This is a genomic window from Pseudomonas sp. R1-1 (assembly GCF_051132135.1).
GTDB lineage: Bacteria > Pseudomonadota > Gammaproteobacteria > Pseudomonadales > Pseudomonadaceae > Aquipseudomonas.
Genome location: NZ_CP071663.1, coordinates 5,615,927 through 5,639,426, shown reverse-complemented (window position 1 = coordinate 5,639,426; position 23,500 = coordinate 5,615,927). Strand labels below are relative to the sequence as shown.

Annotated in this window: 20 protein-coding genes; 11 read left to right on the top strand and 9 right to left on the bottom strand. The window is 60.9% G+C overall.

What is annotated here, in order from left to right:
• The first annotated feature begins 264 nt into the window (after positions 1-264).
• The 6 genes from J3P75_RS25220 to J3P75_RS25195 all read left to right on the top strand — a co-directional run bounded on the left by J3P75_RS25220 (position 265) and on the right by J3P75_RS25195 (position 7,503).
• The gene (locus J3P75_RS25220; protein ID WP_434708581.1) at positions 265-873 is read left to right on the top strand and encodes a YqiA/YcfP family alpha/beta fold hydrolase; all 609 of its coding nucleotides are present in this window, start codon (positions 265-267) and stop codon (positions 871-873) included.
• Positions 874-914: 41 nt separating this feature from the next.
• Complete coding sequence (parE, locus tag J3P75_RS25215) at positions 915-2,822, top strand: DNA topoisomerase IV subunit B (RefSeq protein WP_093105463.1); 1,908 nt, start codon at positions 915-917, stop codon at positions 2,820-2,822.
• The gene (locus J3P75_RS25210) at positions 2,822-3,811 is read left to right on the top strand and encodes an esterase-like activity of phytase family protein (protein WP_434708580.1); all 990 of its coding nucleotides are present in this window, start codon (positions 2,822-2,824) and stop codon (positions 3,809-3,811) included. The genes parE and J3P75_RS25210 overlap by 1 nt, the downstream gene beginning before the upstream one ends.
• Positions 3,808-4,332, top strand: coding sequence for a retropepsin-like aspartic protease family protein (locus J3P75_RS25205; protein WP_434592995.1), 525 nt, complete (start codon positions 3,808-3,810; stop codon positions 4,330-4,332). Before J3P75_RS25210 ends, J3P75_RS25205 begins: the two co-directional genes overlap by 4 nt.
• A gap of 7 nt (positions 4,333-4,339) precedes the next feature.
• Positions 4,340-6,604 (top strand): DNA topoisomerase IV subunit A, encoded by a 2,265-nt coding sequence (gene parC / locus J3P75_RS25200; RefSeq protein WP_203420485.1) that lies wholly within the window; start codon positions 4,340-4,342, stop codon positions 6,602-6,604.
• A gap of 185 nt (positions 6,605-6,789) precedes the next feature.
• Entirely contained in the window at positions 6,790-7,503 is a 714-nt protein-coding gene (locus J3P75_RS25195; RefSeq protein WP_090280706.1) for a PqiC family protein, read from the top strand.
• Between the two features lie 377 nt (positions 7,504-7,880).
• Here the strand turns inward: J3P75_RS25195 and J3P75_RS25190 are convergent, their stop codons facing one another.
• Positions 7,881-9,386 (bottom strand): AhpA/YtjB family protein, encoded by a 1,506-nt coding sequence (locus J3P75_RS25190; RefSeq protein WP_434708579.1) that lies wholly within the window; start codon positions 9,384-9,386, stop codon positions 7,881-7,883.
• A gap of 133 nt (positions 9,387-9,519) precedes the next feature.
• On the opposite strand from J3P75_RS25190, the gene serB reads away from it, so the two are divergent.
• Positions 9,520-10,734 carry a phosphoserine phosphatase SerB gene (gene serB / locus J3P75_RS25185; protein WP_090280709.1) on the top strand — a complete coding sequence of 405 codons (1,215 nt, stop codon included), beginning with the start codon at positions 9,520-9,522 and terminating at the stop codon, positions 10,732-10,734.
• A 167-nt stretch (positions 10,735-10,901) separates the two neighbouring features.
• Here the strand turns inward: serB and J3P75_RS25180 are convergent, their stop codons facing one another.
• From J3P75_RS25180 to J3P75_RS25165, 4 genes are all read right to left on the bottom strand, one after another.
• Positions 10,902-12,647 carry a molecular chaperone gene (locus J3P75_RS25180; RefSeq protein ID WP_434708578.1) on the bottom strand — a complete coding sequence of 582 codons (1,746 nt, stop codon included), beginning with the start codon at positions 12,645-12,647 and terminating at the stop codon, positions 10,902-10,904.
• Positions 12,648-12,714: 67 nt separating this feature from the next.
• Positions 12,715-13,575, bottom strand: a complete 861-nt coding sequence (asd, locus tag J3P75_RS25175) for an archaetidylserine decarboxylase (RefSeq protein ID WP_434708577.1) — start codon at positions 13,573-13,575, stop codon at positions 12,715-12,717.
• A complete protein-coding gene (locus tag J3P75_RS25170; RefSeq protein ID WP_434592977.1) occupies positions 13,572-14,408 on the bottom strand; it encodes a rhodanese-like domain-containing protein in 837 nt (278 codons plus the stop codon). Before J3P75_RS25170 ends, asd begins: the two co-directional genes overlap by 4 nt.
• A gap of 42 nt (positions 14,409-14,450) precedes the next feature.
• Positions 14,451-15,989, bottom strand: a complete 1,539-nt coding sequence (locus tag J3P75_RS25165) for an HDOD domain-containing protein (RefSeq protein WP_434708576.1) — start codon at positions 15,987-15,989, stop codon at positions 14,451-14,453.
• Positions 15,990-16,155: 166 nt separating this feature from the next.
• Between J3P75_RS25165 and motA the strand changes: the two genes are divergently transcribed.
• The gene (gene motA, locus J3P75_RS25160; RefSeq protein ID WP_024011357.1) at positions 16,156-17,007 is read left to right on the top strand and encodes a flagellar motor stator protein MotA; all 852 of its coding nucleotides are present in this window, start codon (positions 16,156-16,158) and stop codon (positions 17,005-17,007) included.
• 3 nt (positions 17,008-17,010) lie between these two features.
• On the top strand, positions 17,011-18,051 hold the full coding sequence (gene motB / locus J3P75_RS25155) for a flagellar motor protein MotB (RefSeq protein WP_332765261.1): 1,041 nt from the start codon (positions 17,011-17,013) through the stop codon (positions 18,049-18,051).
• A gap of 276 nt (positions 18,052-18,327) precedes the next feature.
• On the opposite strand, the gene J3P75_RS25150 is transcribed toward motB, so the two are convergent.
• The 4 genes from J3P75_RS25150 to rsgA all read right to left on the bottom strand — a co-directional run bounded on the left by J3P75_RS25150 (position 18,328) and on the right by rsgA (position 21,423).
• Positions 18,328-18,813: a toll/interleukin-1 receptor domain-containing protein gene (locus J3P75_RS25150; RefSeq protein ID WP_206414748.1), complete on the bottom strand. Its 486-nt coding sequence runs from the start codon at positions 18,811-18,813 to the stop codon at positions 18,328-18,330.
• On the bottom strand, positions 18,813-19,772 hold the full coding sequence (locus tag J3P75_RS25145) for a caspase family protein (protein ID WP_332765257.1): 960 nt from the start codon (positions 19,770-19,772) through the stop codon (positions 18,813-18,815). The genes J3P75_RS25150 and J3P75_RS25145 overlap by 1 nt, the downstream gene beginning before the upstream one ends.
• Positions 19,773-19,774: 2 nt before the next feature.
• Complete coding sequence (locus tag J3P75_RS25140) at positions 19,775-20,182, bottom strand: TIR domain-containing protein (RefSeq protein WP_090280733.1); 408 nt, start codon at positions 20,180-20,182, stop codon at positions 19,775-19,777.
• Between the two features lie 209 nt (positions 20,183-20,391).
• Complete coding sequence (rsgA, locus tag J3P75_RS25135) at positions 20,392-21,423, bottom strand: small ribosomal subunit biogenesis GTPase RsgA (protein WP_434708575.1); 1,032 nt, start codon at positions 21,421-21,423, stop codon at positions 20,392-20,394.
• A gap of 107 nt (positions 21,424-21,530) precedes the next feature.
• Here rsgA and orn point away from each other — a divergent pair, with 107 nt between their 5' ends.
• Together orn and J3P75_RS25125 are read left to right on the top strand one after the other, a co-directional pair.
• Positions 21,531-22,073, top strand: coding sequence for an oligoribonuclease (gene orn / locus J3P75_RS25130; RefSeq protein WP_053116764.1), 543 nt, complete (start codon positions 21,531-21,533; stop codon positions 22,071-22,073).
• Positions 22,074-22,435: 362 nt separating this feature from the next.
• On the top strand, positions 22,436-23,461 hold the full coding sequence (locus J3P75_RS25125; RefSeq protein ID WP_434708574.1) for a hypothetical protein: 1,026 nt from the start codon (positions 22,436-22,438) through the stop codon (positions 23,459-23,461).
• The last annotated feature ends 39 nt before the right edge of the window (positions 23,462-23,500 follow it).

Below are 23,500 nucleotides of genomic sequence, written 5' to 3'. Positions count from 1 at the left end.
ACCCTCTCCCAGGGGGAGAGGGGGCCGACCGCGGTGTGTTTCGAGATCCGCCGACCTGAATCAGCGGCGTCGATTATGGATTCACTGAAGTTCGCTCAAGTCGGTGTAGTACGTGAATATCCCCCATTCAGTCCCCTCTCCCTCCGGGAGAGGGCTAGGGTGAGGGCGGCTCTTGCAGTTACACCAATTTATCGAGCCCACCCCCAATCCCGGCCCTTCTCCCTGTAAACTCCGCTATCTTTCGCCGACAGCCAGGGAGCTCAAATGTCCGGTTCGATCCTCTATATCCACGGTTTCAACAGCGCGCCGGCCTCGAAGAAGGCCTGTCAGCTGGTAACGGTGATGGAGCGGCTGGGTTTGAGCGAGCAACTGCGAGTACCGGCCCTGCATCACCATCCGCGCGAAGCCATCGGTCAGTTGCAGCAAGCGATTGCCGAGCTGGGCCGGCCGCTGCTGGTGGGAAGTTCGCTCGGCGGCTACTATGCGACTCACCTGGCCGAGCGCCATGGCCTGAAAGCCCTGCTGGTCAACCCGGCGGTCAGCCCGCACCGGATGTTCGACGGCTATCTGGGCCCGCAGAAAAACCTGTATACCGATGAAACCTGGGATTTGACCCACGACCACGTCGCGGCGCTGGCCGAACTGCAAGTGCCGGCACCGCAGGATGCGCAGCGCTATCAGGTCTGGTTGCAAACCGGCGACGAAACGCTGGATTATCGCCTCGCCCAGCAGTATTACCGCGCCTGTGCCCTGCGCATCCAGGCCGGCGGCGATCACAGTTTCCAGGGCTTTGCCGGGCAGTTGCCAGCATTGCTGAGTTTTGCCGGCATTGGCGCCGATATGTATCAGGCAATCGATTTCACCGCACTGTGAAGTGTTGCCCCTATTCAATGAATGACTGACGACGAGACCCTATGGCCACTCCCAGCGCTAGCTCTTATAACGCCGACGCCATCGAAGTCCTCTCGGGCCTCGACCCGGTGCGCAAACGCCCCGGCATGTACACCGACACCAGTCGGCCGAACCACCTCGCCCAGGAAGTCATCGACAACAGCGTCGACGAAGCCTTGGCCGGCCACGCCAGATCCGTACAGGTCATCCTGCACGCCGACCACTCGCTGGAAGTCAGCGACGACGGCCGTGGCATGCCGGTCGACATCCACCCGGAAGAGGGCGTGTCAGGCGTCGAACTGATCCTGACCAAGCTGCATGCGGGCGGCAAGTTTTCCAACAAGAACTACCAGTTCTCCGGCGGTCTGCACGGGGTGGGTATTTCCGTGGTCAACGCGCTGTCGACCGAAGTGCGCGTGCGCGTCAAGCGCGACGGCAATGAATACCAGATGACCTTCAAGGACGGCTTCAAGGCCTCCGAACTGGAAATCGTCGGCACCGTTGGCAAGCGCAACACAGGCACCAGCGTGTACTTCGCGCCGGACCCGAAATACTTCGATTCACCGAAATTCTCCATCAGCCGCCTCAAGCATGTGCTCAAGGCCAAGGCTGTGCTGTGCCCGGGGCTGCTGGTCAGCTTTGAAGACAAAGGCACCGGCGAAAAAGTCGAATGGCATTACGAAGACGGACTGCGCTCGTATCTGGTCGACGCGGTCAGCGAATTCGAACGCCTGCCTAACGAGCCGTTCTGCGGTGCGTTTGCCGGTAATAAAGAAGCGGTCGACTGGGCGCTGCTATGGCTGCCCGAAGGTGGCGACGCGGTGCAGGAAAGCTACGTCAACCTGATCCCGACGGCGCAGGGCGGCACCCACGTCAACGGTTTGCGTCAGGGCCTGCTCGATGCGATGCGCGAGTTCTGCGAATTCCGCAGCCTGCTGCCGCGCGGCGTGAAGCTGGCGCCGGAAGACGTCTGGGAGCGCATCGCTTTCGTTCTGTCGATGAAAATGCAGGAGCCGCAATTCTCCGGCCAGACCAAAGAACGCCTGTCATCGCGTGAAGCCGCGGCGTTCGTCTCCGGAGTGGTCAAGGACGCGTTCAGCCTGTGGCTCAACGCCAACCCGGAAACCGGTCTGGCCCTGGCTGAACTGGCGATCAACAACGCCGGCCGTCGCCTCAAGGCGAGCAAAAAAGTCGAGCGCAAGCGCGTCACTCAAGGCCCGGCGCTGCCCGGCAAACTGGCCGACTGCGCCGGGCAGGACCCGATGCGGTCCGAGCTGTTTCTGGTCGAAGGTGATTCCGCCGGCGGTTCCGCCAAACAAGCGCGGGACAAGGAATTCCAGGCGATCCTGCCGTTGCGCGGCAAGATCCTCAACACCTGGGAAGTCGACGGCAGCGAAGTGCTCGCCAGTCAGGAAGTGCACAACATCGCCGTGGCCATCGGCGTTGATCCGGGCGCGGCGGACATGAGCCAGCTGCGCTACGGCAAGATCTGCATCCTCGCCGACGCCGACTCCGACGGTCTGCACATTGCCACGCTGCTCTGCGCGTTGTTCGTCCAGCACTTCCGCCCGTTGGTCGATGCCGGTCACGTCTACGTAGCGATGCCGCCGCTGTATCGCATCGACCTGGGCAAGGAAATCTATTACGCCCTCGACGAGGCCGAGCGCGACGGCATTCTCGATCGTCTGGTCGCCGAGAAAAAGCGCGGCAAGCCGCAGGTCACCCGATTCAAGGGTCTGGGTGAAATGAACCCGCCGCAACTGCGCGAAACCACCATGGACCCGAACACCCGGCGCCTGGTGCAGTTGACGCTCGGCGAAGATTTCGCCGAGACCTCGGAAATGATGGACATGCTGCTGGCGAAAAAACGCGCCGGTGACCGTAAATCCTGGCTCGAATCCAAAGGTAACCTTGCCGAGGTGCTGGCCTGATGCGGTGTGGCTGGGCCCTGGCGTGTGCGTTGCTGCTGAGTGCGATGAGCGTGTCGGCCGAGCCGTTGCAGGAATTGCGCGTGCTGTCCGAACATGCCGTTGAAGGCATGCGCGGCGGCAATCTGTCGGGGCTGGCGATGTGCGGCGACGCACTGTGGGCGGTATCGGATCGCGATGACGATCAGATCTATCGACTCGATACCACCGCTCAGGTCTGGCAGGCCCAAGTCATGCGCATCGACGTGCCACTGGTGCCGGACACCGGTTTGCCATGGGGATTGCGCTCGCGCAATTGGGCGGCGTCGTTCGTGCGCGGTGGCGATCTGGATTTCGAAGGCATCAGCTGCGACAGCGCGGGCAATCGCTATCTGGTCAGCGAAGGTCATGCCGCCGTGTTACAGGTGCCGCTCATCGGCCCGGCCAACTGGCTGAAGATTTCACCGATGATGGTGCGTGAAGCACGGGCCAGCGGGATGTTGCTGCATTTCAATGCGATTTTCGAAGGTCTGGCTATCAACCCGGCGGGCGATCAAATGTGGCTGGCCGCCGAACGACAAAGCCGCGGCTTGCTGCTGATCAAGCGCCAGCAGACGGTGTGGGATTGCGAGGGTCGCTGCGTGCTGCTCAGCGAGGGTGGCAAAGAGATGCAGCCGCCGCAGTTTCCCCACGCCAGGGCCGTCGATCGCGACTTTTCCGACATTGCGCTGTTCAACGGCAAGCTGTTTACCCTTGAGCGCAACGCATTTCAGATATGTCGTCGCGATGCGCAGACCGCCAAGGTCGAACAGTGCTGGTCGTATGCCGCCGAACTGTTGCAGGCCAATCGCCGTTATTCACAGAACTACGGGCTGGAAGAAGCGTTAATCATCGACGCCGATGGGGCCTGGGTGGGCGTCGACAATAATTTCGGACCGCGGGCCGACGGTGAAGTCCGCCCGATCGTCTGGCGTTTCGCTGCGCCTGACGGTGGCTGGGGTGCGAAGCCTTGAGCCAGCAGCCACCGGGCAAACGCGCCGGGCGGGTGCTGATGGTGCTCGCCTGGTGCGCGGCGCTGTTTCTCGCTACGCGATTTTTCGGCCAGTGGGAACAGCGTCAGCAGAATCCGAACATCGTCGTGACGTCGGAGCAGGGCGAAGGGTTTGTCGAAGTGAAACTGGCGAGCAATGCCCAGGGGCATTTCGTTGCCAGCGGCCAGATCAACGGCGAGCCGGTGGAGTTCATGCTCGACACCGGTGCGACCGATGTGTCGATCCCGGCGGATCTGGCCAAGCGTTTGAAGCTCGAAGAAGGTTTCGGTGTGACCCTGAGCACGGCCAACGGCCTGAGCCAGGGCTACCGAACCAAAATTGCCCGCCTGCAACTGGGCGACATCGTCTTGCGTGACGTTCGCGCACTGGTGGCGCCGGGGTTGCATGGCGATCAGGTGCTGCTCGGCATGAGCGCCCTGAACAGACTTGAATTTACTCAGCGCGGTGGCACCATGCTGCTGCGCCAGACAACGAACCGATGAGGCCCGCATGAGCGACTCCCTTGATCTCAGCCTGGACGGTGTAGAACGCCGGTCGCTGGCTGACTTCACCGAAAATGCCTACCTCAACTATTCCATGTACGTGATCATGGACCGCGCGCTGCCGCATATCGGCGACGGCCTGAAACCGGTGCAGCGGCGTATCGTCTACGCCATGAGCGAGCTGGGGCTGGATGCCGATTCCAAGCACAAGAAGTCGGCGCGTACCGTCGGTGACGTGCTCGGCAAGTTCCACCCGCACGGCGACTCGGCGTGCTACGAAGCGATGGTGCTGATGGCCCAGCCGTTCAGCTATCGCTACACGCTGGTCGACGGCCAGGGTAACTGGGGCGCTCCGGACGATCCGAAGTCGTTCGCCGCCATGCGTTACACCGAAGCGCGGCTGTCGCGCTATTCCGAAGTGCTGCTCAGCGAACTGGGCCAGGGCACTGCCGACTGGGGCCCGAACTTCGACGGCACCCTGCAGGAACCGCTGGTGCTGCCGGCGCGCCTGCCGAACATACTGCTCAACGGCACCACCGGTATCGCCGTGGGCATGGCCACCGACGTACCGCCGCATAACCTGCGCGAAGTCGCCACCGCCTGCGTGCGCCTGCTCGACGAGCCGAAGGCCACGGTCGAGCAGCTCTGCGAGCACATTCAGGGCCCGGATTATCCGACCGAAGCGGAAATCATCACGCCGCGTGCCGACCTGCTGAAGATGTACGAAACCGGCAAGGGCTCGGTGCGCATGCGCGCCGTGTACCACGTCGAGGACGGCGACATCATCGTCACCGCGCTGCCACACCAGGTTTCCGGTGCGAAAGTGCTGGAGCAGATCGCCGCATTGATGCAGGCGAAACCGTCGAAAGCGCCGCAGATCGCTGATTTGCGCGACGAGTCCGACCACGAAAACCCGTGCCGCATCGTGATCATCCCGGTCAACAGCCGCGTCGATCATGAAGCGCTGATGCAGCACTTGTTCGCCAGTACCGAGCTGGAGTCGACCTATCGGGTCAACGTCAACATCATCGGTCTGGATGGCAAGCCGCAGCTGAAAAACCTGCGCGCGTTGCTGGTCGAGTGGCTGGAATTCCGCGTGCTGACCGTGCGTCGCCGCCTGCAATTCCGCCTCGACAAGGTCGAGCGTCGCCTGCACCTGTTGGACGGTTTGCTGATTGCCTACCTCAACCTGGATGAAGTGATCCACATCATCCGTACCGAGGAGCACCCCAAGGCCAAACTGATCGAGCGTTTCGCCCTCAGCGAAATCCAGGCGGACTACATTCTCGATACCCGTCTGCGTCAGTTGGCGCGACTGGAGGAAATGAAGCTGCGCGACGAGCAGGACGAACTGCTCAAGGAACAAGCCAAGCTGCAAGCCCTGCTGGGCAGCGAAGCCAAGCTGAAGAAGCTGGTGCGTACCGAACTGCTCAAGGACGCTGAAACCTACGGCGACGACCGTCGTTCGCCGATCGTCGAGCGCGCCGAAGCCAAGGCGCTGACCGAGCACGATCTGCTGCCGAACGAGAAAGTCACCGTGGTGCTGTCGGAAAAAGGCTGGGTGCGTTCGGCCAAGGGCCACGACATCGACGCCACTGGCCTGTCGTACAAGGCCGGTGACGGCTTCAAGACCTCGGCAGCGGGGCGCTCCAACCAGTTTGCAGTGTTTATCGACTCGACCGGCCGCAGCTATTCGGTCGCTGCGCACACCTTGCCTTCGGCCCGTGGCCAGGGCGAACCGTTGACCGGTCGTCTGACGCCGCCGCCGGGTGCCTCGTTCGAATGCGTGCTGATGCCTGAAGACGACGCGCTCTACGTGATCGCCTCCGACGCCGGCTACGGCTTCGTGGTCAAGGGCGAAGACCTGCAAGCCAAGAACAAGGCCGGCAAGGCTTTGTTGAGCCTGCCGAACAACGCCAAGGTCATTTCGCCGCGTCCCGTCGCCGACCGTGAACAAAACTGGCTGGCATCGGTCACGACCGAAGGTCGCCTGCTGATCTTCAAAATCAGCGATCTGCCACAATTGGGTAAGGGCAAGGGCAACAAGATCATCGGTATCTCCGGTGAACGCGTGGCCAGCCGCGAGGAATACGTGACGGACATCGCCGTCCTTCCGGAAGGCGCCACCCTGGTGTTGCAGGCTGGCAAACGCACCCTGTCACTGAAGGCCGATGACCTCGAACACTACAAAGGTGAGCGTGGTCGCCGCGGAAATAAACTCCCGAGGGGCTTTCAGCGGGTTGATGCGCTGCTCGTCGAAAACCTCAATTAGACGAGAACGCCTTCCTAGAGCGCTCGATCTGCGATTAAACACGTAGATCGACGCTTTGGCGCTGGAGTCGGAGCGCATATTCACGGATGATATGGCCTTTCAAGCGCCGGCGTGGCCGAGCGTTCTTCATATTTATTGAGTATTTTCACTGTGGTCAGCCTTGTGGCGGCCACCTGGACGGGATGATGACTGCTCTGCGCCTTCCTCTTTTTTTGTTGCTCGCTGGCGTTCTTGGCCTGGCGGGTTGCAGCGTACACCAGCCGGTGTCGCTGTATCAGCTGGACAGCGGAAGTCCGGCTCAGCCTGCGCAAAGCGCGGGTATGGCGGTTTTACTGGGGCCGGTAGTCGTAGCCGATTACCTGCAACGAGAGACTTTGCTGCAACGCCAGCCCGACGGCAGCCTGCAGGCGGCGACAGACGGTCGCTGGGCCGGCAGCCTTTCGTCGGATATCGATCAGTTGCTGATGCGTCAGGTCGCCGGTCATCTGGACAGCCAGCGTGTAGTGCTGGCGCCGGCGACGACCGGGTTCAATCCGGATGTGCAAGTGTTGCTGACCATCACGCGTCTGGATTCCGGTGCCAAACAACCGGCGATTCTCGATGCGCAGTGGCGTTTGATCGACCGTCGTGGTCAGGTGCGCGATAACCGCATCGTTCATCTGCAGGAGCTGCATGCCGGCAGCACCGCTTCGCAGGTGCAGGCACAGGGCATTCTGCTGCAGCGTCTGGCCGAGCAGCTGTCGGTGGCACTCAAGCCGTTGGCCAATCAGCCTCCGGTAGCCGAGGCGCCGCGTAAGCGGGACGCCAAACCGGCAGCCCCGGCGGCCGAAGCTGAAAAGCAGCCGAAGATTCCGATGGCATCGCCGATACGTACGGATATGGAAGTGTTTCGCTTCTAAGCCTGGATCGAGCCAGAACAGAGCCCGCCTTGTGCGGGCTTTGTTGTGTCTGGGGCTCCGTAGGCAAGATCAAAAGCCCCTCATCGGAACGCCGCCCGCCTAGCCCTCTCCCAAAGGGAGAGGGGACTGACCGAGGTGACTGAAGTCTTACGTCGATCTGAAAGAGCTTGGCGATTATGGATTCGAAGCAGGACGTGCAGGTCGGAGTATTTCGGCAATATCCCCCGATCAGTCCCTCTCCCTCTGGGAGAGGACTAGGCGGGCGGCGTTCCGATGAGGGGTTTTTAGGGGATGAACGCGACCTCAATAACGCCGCATACAAAAAAGCCCGCAGACAATTCCTCATCTGCGGGCTTTTCATATTTCAGGCCATAGGCTTAAGCCCGGCGCTCATGCATCCGTGCCAGTTGCCGCTCGAGCATCGACGGATACGGCTCCATCAACCGTTCGACGCAGCAAGCACCCTCGGGGCTGGCGATCGGGCGGATCCGTGCACGCTGGCGGATCAGCGCATCGTCACTGATCTTGCGCTCGACTAGCAGCAGGTTGCGGCTGTGTTGCGACAATGCCAGGGCATCCTGCGCCGAATCGGTCAGCAGCAGGTCGATCTGGCTCAGGCCTAACAACTCGTCGCCCAGCGTCAGGCCCAATTGCAATTGCAGGGTGATGCCGCTGTCCGCGACCTCGATCTGCAACTGATGACCGAGTGCGCGCAGCAGTTCGCCGCAGCAGATCGCGTTGGTCAGGTAGTCGTCGCCGCAGTCTTCCGTGTGGAACAGCATCAGCGTGCTGCCGTCGTTCAGCGTTTCAATCTCGCCCTGATACAGCGAAGCGGCCTGCTCTAGGCAATCGCGGTAGCGTTCCTGCAGTTCTTCCAGACGCGCACGCGGCAAACGCCGCAGTTGCTCTTGCGAGCCGAGCTGCACGGCCAGTACGGCGCTGTGCTGTGGCACGCTCGGGGTCGGCTTGCGCACGAGCGGTTGCGCCGGCGCATCAAGCGATTCGTCACGCAGATCGGCAAACGCGTCATCGTCGTCATCGTCCTCGACGGTGCTGACCAGATGCCGCGGTGCAGGCTTTTGAGCAGCCATCGGGCGCGTTTCGTCGAAGCTTGGGTCGCGCAGATTGCGCACTTCGAATTCCGGCTCGTCTTCTTCGTCTTCGAACACTGGCTCCGGTTCCGGGGCGGGCTCCGGGGCGTAGCTGGCGTGCAGTTGCCGCGCCAGATCGCCGATTTCATCCTGACGATCGATCCCCGGCGTGTGTTCGTCGATCCGCCGCAGCCATACGCGCAACTGCAGCAATGGTGTCGACAGGTGCCGGCCCATGCGCAAGCTCAAGGCCAGCGACAGCGCCAGCAGAATCCCGCTGAGGATGCCCATGCTTTGCAGGCTGATGGTCATCGGCTGCTGGAACTGATCCATGTCCAGGCTGATGCGCAGTTGCCCGGCAGTCACGTCCTGGAAGGTGATCTTGCTCTCGTACAAACCTTCGGCTTCGCCCAGCAGGCTGTGCTTGGGGCGCTGACCGGATTCGGCGAGGATGCGGTTATCCACGCTGTAGATCGCCGCGTGGGCCACCAGTTTGTTCTTGGTCAGGTTGTTCAGCAGCACATTCAGGCTGAGGATGTCGTTGGACACCAACAGCTCGGTGGCCGAAGTCGCGGTCTGCGTGGTCAGGCTTTCGCCCAGCGCATCGGCCTGCTGGTGCATGGCCTGCTTGAATTGCAGGCCCATCACTGCGGCATAGATCACCAGGGCCAGAGCGACCAGGATCACGTTATGGCTGGCAATGCGCAATGCAATCGGTACACGGCGGTGGCGCAGTGCACGGAAGATCAGCAGGAAGAAGTTATCGGTTTTAACAGGCGTGGGCCGGTTCACTGAGCTCGGCTCTTTGTCCGTGAAGTTGACGCGCAGTATAGCGACAGGCCCCAGACCGGCAAAGCGCTGGCGGTGCCCGATGGTCACTGAAAGTGCGTAGAATGCGGTTTTTTTCCAGTTGCGGGGGTGCGCGTTGCGCGAAATCGTCCTGATTAACATCACGGGAGTCGACCGGCCGGGTCTGACGGCGGCCATTACCGGTGTTCTGGCCCAGGGTGGCGTGAACATTCTCGACATCGGTCAGGCGGTGATCCACGACACCCTGTCGTTCGGCATCCTGGTTGAAATCCCCGACTCCGAGCAAGGCAAAGCCGTGCTCAAGGACATTCTGTTCAAAGGCTACGAGCTCGACCAGCAGGTGCGCTTCACCCCGGTGTCCGAAGCGGATTACCAGCAATGGGTGGGCAATCAGGGCAAAAAACGCCACATCGTCACGCTGTTGACCCGCAAAGTCACCGCCGAACAATTGCAGGCGGTCAGTTCGATCACCGCCAGATACGGTTTGAATATCGACCACATCGACCGTTTGTCGGGGCGGATGGCGCTGGACACTCCGGCCGATCAGGGCAAGGGCTGCATCGAGTTTTCCGTGCGCGGTGAGGCCGCCGACCCGCAAGCGCTGCGTGCGGAATTCCTCAGCGTTGCTCAGGAATTGAACGTCGACATCGCGTTCCAGGAAGATTCGCTGTTCCGCCGCAACCGGCGTCTGGCCGTGTTCGACATGGACTCGACGCTGATCGAAGCCGAGGTAATCGACGAGTTGGCCAAGGCTGCCGGTGTTGGCGATCGCGTCTCGGAAATCACCGAACGCGCCATGGCCGGGGAACTGGATTTTCGCGCCAGCTTCAAGGAGCGTCTGGCCTTGCTCAAAGGTCTGGACGTCAGCGTGCTCGATTCGATCGGCGCTTCGTTGCGCCTGACCGAAGGCGCGGAAACGCTGTTCGCCGAACTCAAGCGGCTGGGCTACAAAACCGCCATTCTGTCCGGCGGCTTTACCTACTTCGCCAAGCAACTGCAGGCCAAACTCGGCATCGACTACGTGTTCGCCAACGAACTGGAAGTGGTCGACGGCAAGTGCACCGGTGTGGCGATCGAACCGATTGTCGATGCCCAGCGCAAGGCTGATCTGCTCAAGGAACTGGCGCACAAGGAAGGTTTGCGTCTGGAGCAGACCATTGCCGTGGGCGATGGCGCGAATGATCTGCCGATGCTGGCGATTGCCGGGCTGGGCGTGGCGTTCCGTGCCAAGCCGCTGGTCAAGCAATCGGCGAAACAGGCGATTTCGACGCTTGGCCTGGATGGTGTGCTGTATCTGCTGGGCTTTCGCGATCGTGACGGGCAGGTCTGAGATCTTCATTGCCTGAATGGGCGCCATCGCTTGCAGGCAAGCTCCCACATTGGATCTTTGACAATCCAACAATCCCTGTGGGTGCATGAGAACCAATGATGTTCACACAACCCTGTGGGAGCTAGCCCTGCTAGCGATTGCATCGCCGCCGATCTGGCGGCGAGCATTCAAAGCGACTTCCACAACGAGTCAAAATCCTCCTCGTTACCGCCATTCTGCGCGGCTTCCAGCGAGCGATAGGCGAATTGATTGAAGCTGTGCGTACTCGCCACGCGTCGGTCCAGCCCGGCACGATGCTCTTCGCCCAGTGTGTTGATCAGTACTTTTTGCCCTTCCTGAAACGGCAGGCGCGGCGTGAGCAAGGTTGCCGGCAAGTCGATTGCGCTGATCTCCGGCAACAGCAAACCGCGCAGATACTGGCTGTGGTCATCCTCTGAACGCACCAGTTGCAGCCCACAAGGCTGGGCATGCGGCGCCACCAGTTCGATGCCCATCTGCGTTCCGCCCCCGCGTACCTGGCGTATCCAGCGAATCACTGCAATGCTCCAGCTTTGACTCGCGCTGTCGCGAATGCCGAGCATTTCCCCGGCCTGCAATTCGGCGGGGACTTCGTTCGGCCACGCCAGGCAATAACCGCCGGGGCTGTGATTGATCACCGGCAGAGCGTAGGTCGGATAATCCGCTGTGGCTTCGCTGCCCTCATCTTCGACCAATTGGTCGTACTGGATTTCTTCGTAGGGCAGATATTCCTCGTTGCTTTGCGGCGCCGCGTCGAAGGCCTGGCTCCAGCTGTCCTTTTCGCCCTTGGCGACCACCTGGCTGAAATTCGCCGGACGCGCTCCGGGGTGCTTCAGCAGTTCACTGAAAGTGCGCCCGCCACCGAGGTAAAAGTGCAGGGCGCTCATGCCCACGCACACGGTCAGATCGCCTTGGCCGGCGGTACGTTGAAAGCTGCGCTCGGCGGTCTGGCCCCAGGTGGCGTGTAAATGCTGCAGGGTATCGAGGCTGAGCGCTGCGGGGATTGGCAGCGTCGCGGCCGACTGCTGATTAAGATGCGCCTCGATGGCGCCCACCAGCGGTTGCGGATCGAAGCTGAGCAGGCTGCTGCGTTGCTCGCTGCGAAACATGCTGCGGTAACGCGGGCCGACATCCAGTTCGGCGCTGATCGCAAACAGACCGGTGTCCGGCCCGGCGGGCTGCAACTTGAGCAGGGCACTCCATGGCTCCAGCGCTTCGCCCAGCCGGGCAATCTGATTCTGGCGCAACTGATTGCACCGGGCGCTGCCCAGCAGCAGCGCGGCGATGTAGGTCTGTTCCAGGCTCAGTTCAGGCGTGAGGCTGGCCAGCTCGTCGCGCACGCGGCGGTGTTGCAATTGCAGGTCAACCGCGCTGCGATAGAGCTGATGCAGTTCGAACCACAGCTGCTCCGGCGGCGCGCTGTACAGCTGGGTGGCGCGCAGCAATTGGCCTTTGAGGGCATGCGCGGCCCGTTGCAGGGCGGTGCTGACCAGTGCTGCGCGCTCCTTGCGGTATTTCGGCGCAATGCGCAGGACGATCTGTATATAGCCGATCGCCAGATGGCCTTGCAGGGCCTGGCACAGATTGCTGATCTTGCGCGAACGCTCGTCGAGCATGATCGCCTGATGCAGAAAGTGCCGCTCCAGATGCTGACAGACGAAATACACCTCGGGCCGCAGCAATTCGAGCAAGGCGAGGCGGTTGTCGCTGGGCGTGAGCAGTTGATTGAGTTCGCCAAGGCCCTGATACAACTGGCGCGCGGTTTCGCCAATGTTGGCTTTGGGCAGGCTGGCGATCCAGCGCTTGAGGTCGCGCGGGTTCGCTTCGCAAAATGACAGGCGCGGCTGACTAGGAGTCGGGGCACGCAGCCGGAGTGGGGAGTTGGTCTGGCTCATGCCAAAAACCATAGCAGCAAATGGCGGGGTGCGGGAGCAGCGCAGCGCTGCCCCAGCTGACCTCGAATCAGGCTTTTGGCAATGCCAGGCCTTGGCCCATTTGCACTGGCGAACCGGCCACCAGTTCTTCGGCCCACTGCACTTGATCAGGGCCAAACAGCACGATCGCCGTTGAACCGAGCTTGAAGCGCCCAAGTTCCGCGCCTTTTTCCAGATGAATCGGCGCGCGCGCGGCTTCGTCGTAACGGAATGTTTTCAGCTCGCGCTTCGGCGGCGTGACCAAGCCGGCCCAGACGGTTTCGATCGACGCAACGATCATCGCGCCGACCAGAACCACGGCCATCGGGCCTCGTTCAGTGTCGAAAATGCACGCTACACGCTCGTTGCGGGCGAACAGTTCCGGGACGTTTTCGGCGGTGGTCTGGTTGACCGAAAAAATCCGCCCAGGAATGTAGACCATTTCACGCAGGGTACCGGCCAGCGGCATGTGCACGCGGTGGTAATCCTTCGGCGACAGGTAAATGGTGGCGAAGTCGCCGCCCATGAACGGCGCGGCGTTGGCTGCGTCACCGCCGAGCAATTCGAGCACGCTGAAACTGTGGCCCTTGGCCTGGAACACGCGACCATGCTCGATCGGGCCGAGCTGGCTGACCGCACCATCGGCCGGGCTGAGAATCGCGCCTGGGGTCTGGTCCAGCGGACGCGCGCCGTCTTTCAGGGCGCGGGTGAAGAAGGCGTTGAAGTGCTCGTACGCGGTCAGGTCTTCGACCAGCGCTTGCGACATGTCCACCTGATAACGCTTGGCGAACCATTGGGTGAAGGCATTCTTGAACCAGCGCACGCGGCACTCGGCAATGCAGCCGGCCAGGCGCGACAGCAGGTGATGCGGCAGCAGGTACTGGCTGAGGATAAACAGACGCTCTTTCATTGATTTTCCTTGGAAGCTTGAATCTCGACGGGCGTGTCGGGGTGGTTGCCCCATTCGCCCCAGGAACCGGCGTAGCCCTTGACCCGCGGATAACCGAGGGACTTGGCCACCAGATACGTGAAGCCCGACCGGTGATGGGTCTGGCAGTGGGTAATGATTTCTTTGTCTTTAGTGATGCCGAGCTCTTCGAGGATCTGCGGCATGTCGGTGCGGATGCGCAACTGGCGCGCCTTGTCCATGCCGGCAGTCCATTCGAAATTGACCGCACCGGGAATGTGTCCGCCCTTGGCCGCGAGGATTTTTTCACCGGAATACTCCAGTGGACCGCGCGCATCCCAGATCGCCAGATCGGCGGCGCCGAGGCGGCTTTGCAGGTATTCACGGGTGGCTGTCGGCCCTTCGTGCAGTGTCAACGCCACCGGGCCACCGACGGCTGGCGGTACCTGAATCGACATCGGCAGACCTTCCGCCAGCCAGGCCGGCAGGCCACCGTCTATATAGTGGTATTTATCGTGGCCGATCACATCGAGCAGCCAGATGAACCGTCCGGCCCAGCCGCCGCCCTCGTCGTCATACACCACGTAGACCGCATCCGGACGATGCCCCAGCTCACCGAACAACGCTTCCATATCGGCTTGCGCTGGCAGCAGGCCCGGTGCCGGGGGCTGGCCGAGCTGGGTGCGTTTCGGGTCGACAAAACGTGCGCCGGGCAGGTGACCCTCGGTGTAGCGCGCAGGGCTGGTCAGGTCCACCAGGATCAGCTCCGGGGACTCGAGTCGCGGGAGCAGGTCGCTCGGCTCGATGACGAGCGGCAAGCCAGAGAAGTCAGACATGCGAGGTCTCCAGAGCACAAAGGGGAGGATTGTAGCGCAGCCTCATCGGCCGCGGCTGCTAAAGCTGTGCAGGGCTTTTTCGATGCACTGCGCGGTTTTAGCGAAGGCTTGCACGGTGATGTCGGCGAATGGCCCGCCGCCCTGATCGGCGACGACGATCATGATCACTCGGCCGTTGTTGACCAGCGAGCGCAGGAATAGATGTTCGCCACGGAACAGCGTACGCAGGCTCGCCGGCAGCAGCGCGGAAAACTGCGCGTTGTTGTCCGGGGTGATTCGCACCTGCGCCTGTTGCGTCAGCAGGCGTTGCAGCACCTTGCTTTGACTGACGACGAAACTCAGCGCGCCGGCTTCCTTCGGCAGGCCGGCAGTCTGCTGCACGCGCAGCGTCGAGTGCGTGCGGTCGGCCATCAGAATCATCACCCGACGCATGCCGCTGGCCACCAGCGCATTGCGTGCAGCGACGGTCAGGCTCATGGCGTTGGTGAAGCGGCTGGGTTCGGCGAGCAGTTCGGCGCATTGCCGACGCCACTGGCCGAGGTCGTCCGACGACGGTGCTGCCGCGGGCAGCATGCCTGCGGGCAAGCGTCGCGTGCCCCACGGCCACAGCAGCGCAACCGCCGGGTGCCACACATCCGGCATGGCGTGCTGGCGCGCGCTGTTCGCCGCTTGCTGGTGCAACTGCTGTTGCACCTCGTCCATGGACATCTGCAGATAAAGGCTGGTCAGGTACTGCCAGCGTTCGCTGTGCGGACTGTCCCAGGCCTGATGCGCCGACAGCGCCAGCCCGTTGGCCAGCAGCACGGTGTTGGCCGGCTGATTGAGCCAGCGGCGCAGGGTCGGGTCATCGTCGAGGCGGTTTTGCTGGCGTAACGGATGTTCGCTGTCGCGGGCGATACGCAACACCTGCACCAGTTCACGCTGTTCGTTGAGCAGCAATTTATAGCCTTGCTGGACCCAGATCGGCAGGCGCCAGGCCTCGACCAGCGCATCGGCAATCTTCAGCAGGCGCACGCCAAACAACTGCTTTTCGACGAGGTGCGCCGGTTCGCGTTTATGGATCACCCGCAGCTCCCATTCCTCAAGCAGCTGCGGGAAGGTCAGCGCCAGCGGCCACAGCGGCGAGAGAAACAGCAGGCTGCCCCAATGGATGTCCTGCCACAGCCGCGCCAGGCGACTGGCAAAAAAACCGTTGGCCTGTTGCGTCGCGTGCTGACTGATCAATTGCAGTTGGCGCAGGGCTTTGGGGATCTGCATCTGCGGTTCGGCGGGCAGGCGTGCGAGCAGTTCTTCAGTGCGAGCCAGGCCGAGGCGGTTGATGGCGACCTCGAGATTTTCCGCTGGCGTGGCCATGGTGCCGTGGGTGTGACGATTCGCCTCACGCAGGATGCTCAAGGCCAGCGCCGGGCTGTCCTGCATCAGGTCGGCGATGTCGCGCAGCGAGCTGCGATTGTCGCGGATCGCGCGGCACACTTTGTCGTGCGCCGCTTGCGGGACGGGCAGGCGGACGCTGTCGAGCAGCTTTACCCAGCCGTCGAGAGTGGTCGGTTTTGCGTGTGGGACGTTCGTTTCATTAGCCATGTCTGGACGGAATCTTCACTGACTGTAGACGCGCCCGGCACGGGCTAAATTGGCTTTTCGCCTGAACTGGCTATAGTCTGGCGCAGTTTTGCCGATAAGTAGAAGAAGAGATTTTTTAACTTCCGAATATGACCTTGAACCCGACTTAAACAAGTACCTTCTACCTATGGCTAAAATTATCGGCATCATCGTCGTATTCGCGAGCGTGCTCGGCGGATACGTGCTCTCCCACGGCAAGATTGCCGCCCTGATCCAGCCCTTCGAGGTGATGATCATCGGCGGTGCAGCACTGGGCGCGTTCCTGCAGGCAAACCCCGGCTACATGACCATGCACGTGCTCAAGAAATCCCTGAGCATGTTCGGTTCGCGTTTCACCCACACCTTCTATCTGGAAGTGCTCGGGCTGATCTACGAGATCCTCAACAAGAGCCGCCGCGAAGGCATGATGGCTATCGAAGGCGACATCGAAGATGCCGCCGCGAGCCCGATCTTCGCCAAGTACCCGGCGGTACTCAAGGATGAACGCATGACCGCGTTCGTCTGCGATTACCTGCGCATCATGTCCTCCGGCAACATGGCTCCGCACGAGCTCGAAGGCCTGTTCGACATGGAGCTGTACAGTCTTAAAGAAGACCTTGAGCACCCATCGCATGCAGTCAACGGCATCGCCGATGGCATGCCCGGTTTCGGTATCGTCGCGGCGGTACTCGGTATCGTGGTGACCATGGCCTCGCTGGGCGAAGGCGACCAGGCGTCGATCGGTCTGCACGTCGGTGCGGCACTCGTCGGTACGTTCTTCGGTATTCTCGCGGCGTACGGTTTCTTCGGCCCGCTGGCGCACTCGCTGGCTCACGATGCCAAGGAAGAACTCAACGTCTACGAAGCCATCAAGGCCTCGCTGGTGGCCTCCGCTTCCGGCATGCCGCCGTCGCTGGCGGTCGAGTTCGGTCGCAAGGTTCTGTATCCGGCCCACCGTCCAAGCTTTGCCGAGCTGGAACAAGCCGTTCGCGGTCGTTAAGAAATGGAAAATAATCAGCCGATCATAGTCAAGCGCGTCAAGCGCATTGCCGGCGGGCACCACGGCGGGGCGTGGAAAATCGCCTTCGCCGACTTCGCCACCGCGATGATGGCGTTCTTCCTGGTGTTGTGGCTGCTGTCCACGGCGACGCCGGAACAGAAAATCGCCATCGCCGGTTACTTCAAGGACCCGGTCGGCTTCTCCGAAAGCGGTACGCCGTACATCATCGATCTGGGCGGCACGCCGACCCTGGCGCCGGAAAATACCCTCAACCCGGAGGTGAAGTCGCAGCCGCAGCCCGACAAGGTCACGGTCGACACCGAGCAGGTTGAAGGCATGGCCGAGCAGGTCGAGAAGGAGCGTCTGGAGCTGTTGCTGCAAGAATTGCAGAACAAGGTCGACGAGAACCCGCAGCTGCAGAAATTCAAAGACCAGATCCTCTTCGAGATCACGCCGAACGGCTTGCGCATCCAGATCATGGACGCCGAGAACCGGCCGATGTTCGACTCAGGTTCCGCACGTCTGAAGCCGTACTTCGAAGACATCCTGCTGGCGATGGCCGACACGATCAAAGCGGTGCCGAACAAGATCAGCATCAGCGGTCACACCGATGCCAAGCCTTACATCGGCAGCGGCGACTACGGCAACTGGGAGCTGTCGGCCAACCGCGCCAACGCCGCCCGGCGTGCCTTGGTCGCTGGCAGCTACCCGGATGCACAAGTGGCGCGGGTGGTCGGTTATGCCTCGTCGGCGCTGTTTGACCGCGAGAACCCGTTCAACCCGGTCAACCGCCGTATCGATATCGTCGTGCTGACCAAGAAGGCCCAGGCGGCCATCGAGGGTGCGCAAGGTGCCGATGCGGCCAAGCCAGCGGATCAGAGTCAGAACGGTGCTGCACCGGCGGCGCCTGCTGATCCGAATGCATTGCCGGCGGATCAGCAACCGGTGCCTGCGCATGAGCTGCGTGAGCGGTTGAATCTGTTTGATGATGCCGCGCCGAAGCCGGCGGCGCCGGGTGGGGCGGCGCCAGCGCCGAAGCAGTGATTGATAAAAAAACCGACAGTGATGTCGGTTTTTTTTTTGCCCGGTTTTCGGCTTGAGGATTACTGTGCCGCGAAGGTCGCAGCCCCTCACCAGCCCTCTCCCCCAGGAGAGGGAGCCGATCGGGTGACGCTGGAGCTCAGCCTCGACCTGATCGTGCTCTGCTGAATCCATAATCGCTGCGATCTTTCAGGTCGGCGGACAGCGCAAGACACCTCTGTCAGTCCCCTCTCCCTCCGGGAGAGGGCCAGGGTGAGGGGCTTTCAGGCATGACGACGTCTAGAAACCGCGCCGAATCCGGTTCTTCAGCTGTTCATGAAAGAACTCGGCATTGCGCTTGTAGGTGCCCTTGATCGATTCATTGATCGAATCCAGCGCCATCGAGCGCTTGCTCATGACTTCATCGCGATAGGCGTCGATGAAAAAATCCAGATCGCTGTTGGTACTCAGCTTCGGCCATTTATCCAGATACAGCGGCAACTCCGCCGGGCCGGTCTTGAACGAGCAGATCCGTCGGTTGCTGATGGTCGCTTCACCAATCTCGAACGGCACCCACCACGACAGCGCCGTCTTCTCCGAAACCACCGCCAGCAAATGCGTGCACTCGGTGATGTTGCGCGTGATTACCCCGGTGATGTCATCGGTGGTCTGCGACTCTGGGTCGAGCACGTCGAGGTAAGTCTTGATCTTTGCCTGGGTCAGACGGGCATTGATAGCGATCGCATGGGCGCGGTCCATGTGGCGGTAGCTGATGAATACGGGCATTAGAAATGTCCTTTGATGGCGAGTTCGCGGTAGTAGGCGCCGAGGGCGGTAAGGCGGCAGCCGGTGGAATGGAGCGCGGCGTAATACATGTGCTCGGCGTCGACCGGCTCGATCAGGCTGTGGCGGTTGCACATCTGCAGTTGCTTGAAAATCGCCCCGTGGTCGGCATCGAAGGTGGCTTCGGTGGGCTCGTAACTGGGGTCGAGCCGGAACACGGAGCTGGGCTCGGGGAACCAGTCCTTGAGCTTGCGCAGGGTTTCTTCGGCGATCAGCGGCGCGACTTCGCGCAATGGCACGAACTGCGACACGTTGGTCTTGAACACCGGACGTTGTTCCCACGCGCCCAGCGCGTTGTCGACAAACGAATACACACTGCCTGGGGTGACCTTGCCCAGCACATTCGCCGCACCGCCGTGCAACGCCTGCAACAGCAGATCGGTAAACACGCCGTGGCCGCGGCTTTCCAGGGCGTACTGTTCTTTCTTGCACGCGGTGAGAATGGTCATCCCTTCGCCGATCACACTGCTGCCGCCGCGCAAGTTGCGCAGGGCGCCCGCTGCACCGGCCTGACAACAATCGAGAATGATGATCTTGTTCTTGATGTGCGGCGCTTGATCCGCCCATTGCAGGATGTCGCTGATGCGAATGCCTTCACCGCCGTGTTTGAAGTCCTGCGGGATCAGCAGACCCTCATCGATGCTGGTATCGAACTGACCGTGACCGGCGAAGTACAGCAGCGCTACGTCGCAATCGCCTGAGAACAGACTTTGAATCTGCTGTTTCAGGGTCGCCAGTGTCAGGTTGTCTTCGGCCGAGGTCAGCACTTTGCAGCTGAAATTGGGGCGTCCGTTGGCGTGACGTTCCAGTACCGAGGCCATGGCCATCGCATCGTTGTTGCATCCACTCAACGGTGAAACGTGGGCGTAATGGTTGATGCCGATAAACAGTCCCTTGCGCATGCTCACACCGCCGTATGCAGACGAATCGCACTGACGATGCTGTTGGTGTTCCAGGCGCATTCGGCGTGTGCGGCGTTGCGCACCACGGTCGAGATGCGCTCGGCGCCGAACGGTTTGATCGCAATGATCACTTTGCCCATGCGTTTGGCGATCTCGATTTCCTTGTTGATCCACTTGCTGTAGGTCGAATACATGCCAGCCATGATCAGCACCGCCGAGCAGGGACGAATCTTGTTTTCGATGGCTTGCTCAAGCTCCTGATCGGTGCGGGCATCAAGAATCGGATTGTGCGTTGGCACTGAAAAATTCTTGTAGGTAAAACCCGGTTTCGCATTGAGCAGGCGCACCAGATTGTCGTGGGCGTGGGCGTAGCTCCACGAATGGCTGATGAACAGGTGATAGGTTTGCATGGCGTTCCTCGGAGATCGCAAGAAGCGAGAGAGGAACCGAATGTAGGCATCTGGAACGCGCTCACAAGGTCTGCGCGGCAAAACAGAAACGTCTTGCAAGCAGGCGTGCGAACGCCCTACAGCGAAGTCTGACGTTTAAAAGAAGCGGGGAAGATCAGGCGCAGACTGACACGCGGCAGCCCCGCGCAAGAGGCTGCCGACAGGCCTGTTTAATAGCCGTTTTCAGGCAGGCTGGCGATGATCGAGCGGTAGCTGTTCATCCGTTGCTGCTGGATGCGCCCGTCTTCCAGCGCCTTGAGCAGCGCACAGCCCGGTTCGCGGTCGTGCTTGCAGTCGCGGAAACGGCAGGTGCCGAGCAAATCGTCGAATTCGATGAAGCCGGCTTCAACATCGGCACGGCTGACGTGGCCGAGGCCGAATTCGCGGATACCCGGCGAGTCGATCAGTTCGCCGCCGCCAGGGAAGTGGAACAGCCGCGCGGTGGTGGTGGTGTGCGTGCCCTGGCCGGACAACTCGGACAATGGCCCGACCCGGGTTTCAACCTCGGGCAGCAAGCTGTTGACCAGCGAGGACTTGCCGACGCCGGATTGGCCGACGAACACGCTGATGCGCCCGTCGAGCTGTTTCTGCAGCTGTTCCATGCCATCGCCGTGGTGCGCCGAGACTTCCAGCACCGGATAACCCAGCGTGCGATACACCGCCAGCAGCGCGTTGAGTGCCGGGGCGTTCTGCTCGTCGATCAGGTCGAATTTGTTCAGCAGCAGAAGAGGGCGGATGCCGGCGTGTTCAGCGGCGACCAGATAGCGGTCGATCAGGTTGGCATGCGGCTCGGGCAGTGGCGCGAAGACAATGACGATCATGTCAACGTTGGCCGCTACTGGTTTCAGCTGGCCACGGCTGTCCGGGCGGCACAGTTCGGTGCTGCGCGGCAATTGCGCGACGATCACGCCGATGCCCTGGTTGCCGGCGCGCCAGACGACTTTGTCGCCGGTTACCAGCGCTGGCAGGTTGGCGCGCAAGTGGCAGCGAAATACCTGGCCAGCCAGTTCGCCGTCAGCGGCCTCGACTTCGACCTGCACGCCAAAGTGCGCGATCACCAGCCCGTGTTGTTCAGGGCCGAGGTCGCCGCCCTCGAGCGCTTCGACCGCCGAGGACTCGCGTTTGGCGGCGCGGGCGGCGCGCTCGCCCTGAATCTTTTCGATGCGCCAGTTTTGACGACGATTGAGTTGGCGTTTGGCCATGGGTGTTCCGTCTGAAGAATGCAGCGATTAGGTAAAACGGCCGCGAGTTTAGCACGCCCGGCCAGCGGCCTAGGCTAAACTGCGCAGCATTGCCCAGGAGCCCGAATATGCAAAACCCGCAGAACCTGATCTGGATCGACCTTGAAATGACCGGTCTGGACCCGGATAACGACGTCATCATCGAGATGGCCACCATCGTCACCGACAGCGACCTCAACACGTTGGCCGAAGGCCCGGTGATCGCAATCCACCACAGCGACGAAGTCCTCGCGCGCATGGACGAGTGGAACACCCGCACCCACGGCAACTCGGGCCTGACCCAGCGTGTTCGCGACAGCCGCATCAGCATGGCCGAAGCCGAAGCCGAAACCATCGCCTTCCTCGAAAAATGGGTGCCAAAGGGCAAGTCGCCGATCTGCGGCAACAGCATCTGCCAGGATCGTCGCTTCCTCTATACCCACATGAAAGCGCTGGAAAGCTACTTTCACTACCGCAACCTCGACGTTTCCACGCTCAAGGAACTGGCCGCACGCTGGGCGCCAGACGTGCGCGACAGCTTCAAGAAGGGCAGTACGCACCTGGCGCTGGACGACATCCGCGAATCGATTGCCGAGTTGCAGCATTACCGCAAGCACTTCATCAAGTTCTGACGGGGTTTGTGCAGGAGCTGCCGCGTGTTGCTCCTGCATTGGAACGCCGTGTCGTGCCAGCGTAAAGCGGGCTGGTGGCAGTTGCCGCTGATGTCGAAATTTGTCGCAAATGGCCTGCCGTCAAACTTTCGAAGCAGTTGTTATCTATTAATACTGTTGCGAAAGGCTGAATTTGAGTGTCGAACCGAGTTTCACTTGCATCGGAATGTAAGTTCAGGTTCGTCATTTTAATAATGTAACGATCGCTTTCTCGTTTTTTATTACACATTTCCAATACGAGTGAGATTTGCCTCGTGCTATTACTTGCGCTCTATTTCGAGTTGCGAAGTGTTCGAGACTCAAGTTTGGCAAGGAAGAAATTCATGAGTGAGCAGTTGGATGCATTACAAGGCCAAACCGACCAGTCGGGTGCAGCAGAAAGTATCGGTAGTTTGACGGTAAAGTTTGATGCAGGTGGGTTCAGCCGAAACAAGGTTCTATATGCCAACGGGCGCATGCAGGTTAAAGTCCAGGTCGTAGTATCTGGTCTGGATCGCGACGGTGACGTCGTTGCGGTTTCCGACGAGGTCATGGAAAGTATTCGTCTCATTGACTATGACAGCGGCTGGACCTTGCGCAACGGTTGGCAAGCCAGCACGGAGCAAGGCCGTTTCACCCTGGCGGTAACGCAGACCACTACCGTTGCGGAGGATGAGGATGATAGGGACGAGGATTCTTCGGGCCAGCGCCGGGTCCGCACGTTCTGGGTTTCCAGCGAAAATGTCGAAACCATCCAGATCGGTGCGTCCATAAAGTTTGCTAACAAAACCATCCGCAGCAACGGCACAACGCTGTCGAGCAGGCATGACAGCAGCGTCAACGTTGAGGCCATCCTGCCAGTTACCTTTGCGGTGGAGCAATTCCGTTGGGAAGATGTCTGGTATGACGGTGGGTTTAGAAACCATCGTATTTACAAGTACTACCTCGGCCTGTATCCAAATTTTCAACAAATAAAGTTGGTGGACTGGATTGCTGAGGGGGCTGACATGAACGTTGTTTTTGCCTTTGGTAATAAAACCAAAGGATGGAATGCAGCGTTCCAGGCAGGCATTATTGTCCGCCCTGACCAGCAAAGTATTGAGCTGTCGTTACCGTATAGCGACGTCGTCGGATGGACGCCAGACTCCATCAGAGATATTTATCATGAGAAGGACTACGAGGTTCGAATCAACGACCGCATCGGAGAGCTGACTGTTGTCCAGTTACTGTCTCCAACTGCACGGGACCAACCGCCGGTCGACAGATCGGAAGTTTTCCGCTTTACCGCTCTGGATCAATTCGGTACGGAGCATAAGCTGGCTATCCGCACTGACTTCAAAGAACGAAGCTTCAGGCTGGAACGAGGCTAACGCCATCTCTTTTGATACCGGTGCGAAGTGGCTAGACTG